Origin of the sequence: Mesorhizobium sp. B1-1-5 (genome assembly GCF_006443065.1) — a bacterium.
In the GTDB taxonomy this organism is placed as follows: Bacteria; Pseudomonadota; Alphaproteobacteria; order Rhizobiales; family Rhizobiaceae; genus Mesorhizobium.
On sequence record NZ_VFWS01000209.1, the window covers coordinates 1 to 3548 of the forward strand.

Below are 3548 nucleotides of genomic sequence, written 5' to 3' on the forward strand. Positions count from 1 at the left end.
CCTCATAGGAGGCATCGATCACCCGTTGAGGGATGAGATCGGAAGCGAGCGCAGCACCAAAAGCCGTGGCGCCGGTGCGCGGCCATTCCCGCTCCTGGCCGATGCCGCCGGTCGGCTGGCCAGGGAAGCGCATGCCGTACGTGCCGTCGATGTAGGCGCTGCCGCGCTGGCGGGCCGCTGAAATCGTCCCTGCGGGCACCGTATAGCCGGCTGCTGCCGCATAGGCGGCAAAGCCTGCATCATCTCCGTATCCACCCATGACGCACCCTGACCCTCTGGAACATTCAGGTTCCGCTCACGTTGATTTCTGCAAAAGGAGAAAAGCTATGCACAAGGACGAGGTTAAGGGTTCCGCGAAGAAACTGCGCGGCGAGGTGAAGGACAAGATCGGCAAGGCCACGGGCGATGATAAGATGCGTGCCGATGGAGCCGCCGACAAGGCCGAAGGAAGCATTCAAAAAGGCGTTGGAAAGGCAAAAGACGCAGTTCGCGATGCCTTGAAAAACTGAAGTCGAGGGCCGCCAGTCAACCGGCGGCCCTCCGTTCTGCTCTACTGCCGGGAAGCCTCAACATAAGCGGTCTTGTCCTCGTCGCTCATGGCGTTGAAGGCATCCGCATCGGCCTTGTTGAGGCCCGACAGAAGCGTCTCATCGCCCTTCACGACATTGAACTTGCCGCCGCCATGATGAACTGCCTTCGCGGTTTCATCGACCGGCGCAGCTTTCGCCTTGCCGCCTTCGAAACCAAACCAGCCGGTGCCCTTGGCAACCTTCAGTTCGGCATCCGAGAGATCGGCATCGACCGTTTGGCCCGGCTCGACGAGAACCGGACCGGTCTTGGCGTTCAGCCCGCGAGGGCCAGCCTGGGTGTTGGTGACTTTCATCGTCGCCTCCTCAGACGCCGTCGAGATAGCGGATCGACTTCGGCCGGCGAATGTCGACACCGCCGAGGCGGAAGATGCCGGGGACATCGAACTTGATCGGCCCGGTCTGCCACGCCGGCAGGAACCGGAACGGCATCGGCATGTGGAACTTCAACACCTCCGGCGAGCGGCGATAGGCAACCATGCGCTTGGTGCTGCCGGCGCCCGACGCATCGAGGTAGCCGAACATGCCGCGGATGGTGAGCGGCTGGCCCGTCACCAGCGTGTAGATGTTGTTCTTCATGACCCATTCGAGGATCGTGGTCTGGTTCACCGCGTCGATGCGGCGCGTCGAGATGTCGAGCAGCACCGAGTACGGCAGCAGGATGGTGTCCGCGATCTCGGCGCCCAGCGTGCCGGTGAAGATGCCGGTGAGCTGGCCGTTGATGTCGCGAAGGATCTGGTCGGGCGTTTTCGACGCGAAGGTCGTGGCCGAACCCGTGCCATCCGCCGGCGCCGTTGTGGCGGTCGGCGTGGTGGAGTTGACCAGGCCAAGGAAGCCCTTGCCGGCATCACCGACGAAGGCAACGCTGTCGATCTTCTCCTCTGCGATGCGGCGCGCGGCCGAGGCCTTGTCATTCGACAGGTTCATGCCGAGTAGCTGGGCGGTGCCGAGCTCCTCGAGATTGTAGCCGTAGCCAATCGCCGCCATGGAGACGGTCGTCTCGAACTTCTCGCGGGTCAGTTCGACCTTGGGCACGTCGTGCGCATTGCCGTTGAACCACTGCGCCTGGCCCACCGAGTCCATCGAGAAGTAGGTAACGGACTGGATCCATTCGGGCGCCGAAGTGTCGACCGGGACCAGGGACGGATACTGGATGTCCTGATACCGGATCGCGTAGACCGTCGGCTCGATGAGCGTGGCCTGACGGATAAGGAAGCTCATCGCGACTTGCTGAGCGTCCTGCATGATGTGTGCGTTCATTGTGGCCGCTCCTGTTAGCCGAGGCGCAGCGCAGCGAGGCCGGCACCGGCGGTGCTGGTGTCCCACTGAGCATTGGCGATGAGGGTGTTGGACGTCGAGACGTTCGTGAGAACGCCCGTCGCCGGCACGTAGTAGACGGGATCGCCGACGGCGACCGCGACCGAAGCCTGGACGACGATGACGCCCTTCTTCATGATTGCCGCCGTGGCGTACTGCTCATACTTGCCAGTCGGCTGCGTCGCATCCAGAACGGCGATGCCGCAGAACTTGACGGTGGCTTCGCTGTCCACGACCTGGTTGTCAGCCGTGCCCTGAACCGCGACCTTGCCGAAGCCGATACCTTCCGCGTCCTCGCACAGGCGAGACACGATGTCGGACGGCTCCATGTTGAGGACCATGCCCTCGATCCAGCGCGCATGCTGGGCGCTATAGGTAGTCTGGACTGCCGGCATGATTAGGCCTCCTTCTTGTTCTGCCAGGCCGAGGCGAGATGATCGGTCATGGCCTGGTGGGCGGTGGCGACAGTGCCGGCCGCGTCATTGGTCTGGAGGCCGTTCTGCACGACCTGGCGGAACGGATCGGAACCGCCGATCTTCTTCGCCGCGTCCTCGACCAGGATGTCGAACCGGGCGTCGATATAGGCGTCGGCCTTGTCCTTGACCGCGGCATCGCCGAGCGCGGCGGTGACGGCGGCCTTGCGGATGGCGCCGTCGGACAGACCATCGGTCTTGACGTCCTTGGCGATCGCCTTGGCCTTGGTGATCAGATCGGCGCGAGTTGCGACACGCTTGTCGAGGTCGGCGTCCGACAGCACCTTGGCGATGGCGGCATCGCGTTCGGCGTGGGCCTTGGCGAGATCGGCATCCTTGGCCGCGAGAGCGGTCTGGTGCTTCGTTTCGGCGTCGGTGAGCTTGGCCGCCGAGGACTGCAAGTCCGCGAGCAGCTTGGAAATGGCCTGGGCGCCCTGATCGGTGGTGGTCACCGACAGTCCGTCCACGACCACAGTGCGAAGTGCATCACTCATGGTGATGGTCTCCTTGTCAGTGGTTGAAATCGGGGCGGCGCCCCATGGTCCCACACCGTCGCCGATGCGAGCTTTTGAACCGGCCCGGGCCCGATCGACGAGCGCCAGGTGGTTGATCTTGATGCCGCGCTGCTGCGCGTCGAAGGCCTCGCCGTCGGCCGTCACACCGGGCGTGAAATCCAGATCGCAGGTGTAGCCGGCGGAGAGCTCGCGCTTGCCGTCCATCACTGACTTGATCGCCGCCGCGTCCTTCAGGATCAGCGGGAGCATGACCCATTGGCCATCCTGCTTGGCAGCGGTCGAGACTTCCCCGACTGACAGCGCCTTCCAATTATCGGCCGTCACCTCCTCGAAGGGATGATCGACCGTGATCGGGGCGTGGGAGAAGGATTGGAGGCTGTCCTGTGAGAAAACCTGATCGGCGGCGCGGTAGACCCGCACTACGTCCTGATCCGGCTTGCCGACCTCATGGCCGGCGTAGAGCTGGATGCCGGTGCGCACGGCGCGCGCGGTGGCGACAAGGTAGCCGTCGGCGGTCTGGCGCGTTCCCGCGACAGATACTTTGTCGGTGAATTGCATTTCATATGCCTTTGTGTTTGGATCAAGAAGGGCGGAGTTGTTACACTTGACACTTCATGACATTCACGACATCGCAGAGATTTTTGGTGCAATAGGTG

Annotated in this window: 6 protein-coding genes; 1 reads left to right on the forward strand and 5 read right to left on the reverse strand. The window is 63.2% G+C overall.

Annotation, left to right across the window (positions count from 1 at the left end; translation table 11 throughout):
* Positions 1 to 259 (reverse strand): DnaT-like ssDNA-binding protein (locus tag FJ980_RS29375; RefSeq protein ID WP_348640668.1); only part of this gene is annotated, 259 nt, incomplete at its 3' end.
* A gap of 67 nt (positions 260 to 326) precedes the next feature.
* On the opposite strand from FJ980_RS29375, the gene FJ980_RS29380 reads away from it, so the two are divergent.
* Positions 327 to 509, forward strand: a complete 183-nt coding sequence (locus FJ980_RS29380; protein WP_140547131.1) for a CsbD family protein — start codon at positions 327 to 329, stop codon at positions 507 to 509.
* 41 nt (positions 510 to 550) lie between these two features.
* Here FJ980_RS29380 and FJ980_RS29385 read toward each other — a convergent pair whose 3' ends face one another.
* Genes FJ980_RS29385 through FJ980_RS29400 form a run of 4 tightly spaced genes read right to left on the reverse strand, consistent with a single transcriptional unit; the run spans position 551 to position 3450 of the window.
* Positions 551 to 883, reverse strand: coding sequence for a hypothetical protein (locus FJ980_RS29385; RefSeq protein ID WP_140547132.1), 333 nt, complete (start codon positions 881 to 883; stop codon positions 551 to 553).
* A gap of 10 nt (positions 884 to 893) precedes the next feature.
* Positions 894 to 1847, reverse strand: a complete 954-nt coding sequence (locus FJ980_RS29390; protein ID WP_140547133.1) for a major capsid family protein — start codon at positions 1845 to 1847, stop codon at positions 894 to 896.
* Positions 1848 to 1861: 14 nt separating this feature from the next.
* The gene (locus FJ980_RS29395) at positions 1862 to 2299 is read right to left on the reverse strand and encodes a DUF2190 family protein (RefSeq protein WP_140547134.1); all 438 of its coding nucleotides are present in this window, start codon (positions 2297 to 2299) and stop codon (positions 1862 to 1864) included.
* 2 nt (positions 2300 to 2301) lie between these two features.
* On the reverse strand, positions 2302 to 3450 hold the full coding sequence (locus tag FJ980_RS29400; RefSeq protein ID WP_140547135.1) for a DUF2213 domain-containing protein: 1149 nt from the start codon (positions 3448 to 3450) through the stop codon (positions 2302 to 2304).
* Positions 3451 to 3548: the final 98 nt, after the last annotated feature.

What these genes read in the sequence shown, in the direction of transcription:
- FJ980_RS29380 (WP_140547131.1), top strand. Translation starts at nt 327, where the DNA reads ATGCACAAGGACGAGGTTAAGGGTTCCGCGAAGAAACTGCGCGGCGAG.
- FJ980_RS29385 (WP_140547132.1), bottom strand. Translation starts at nt 883, where the DNA reads ATGAAAGTCACCAACACCCAGGCTGGCCCTCGCGGGCTGAACGCCAAG.
- FJ980_RS29390 (WP_140547133.1), bottom strand. Translation starts at nt 1,847, where the DNA reads ATGAACGCACACATCATGCAGGACGCTCAGCAAGTCGCGATGAGCTTC.
- FJ980_RS29395 (WP_140547134.1), bottom strand. Translation starts at nt 2,299, where the DNA reads ATGCCGGCAGTCCAGACTACCTATAGCGCCCAGCATGCGCGCTGGATC.
- FJ980_RS29400 (WP_140547135.1), bottom strand. Translation starts at nt 3,450, where the DNA reads ATGCAATTCACCGACAAAGTATCTGTCGCGGGAACGCGCCAGACCGCC.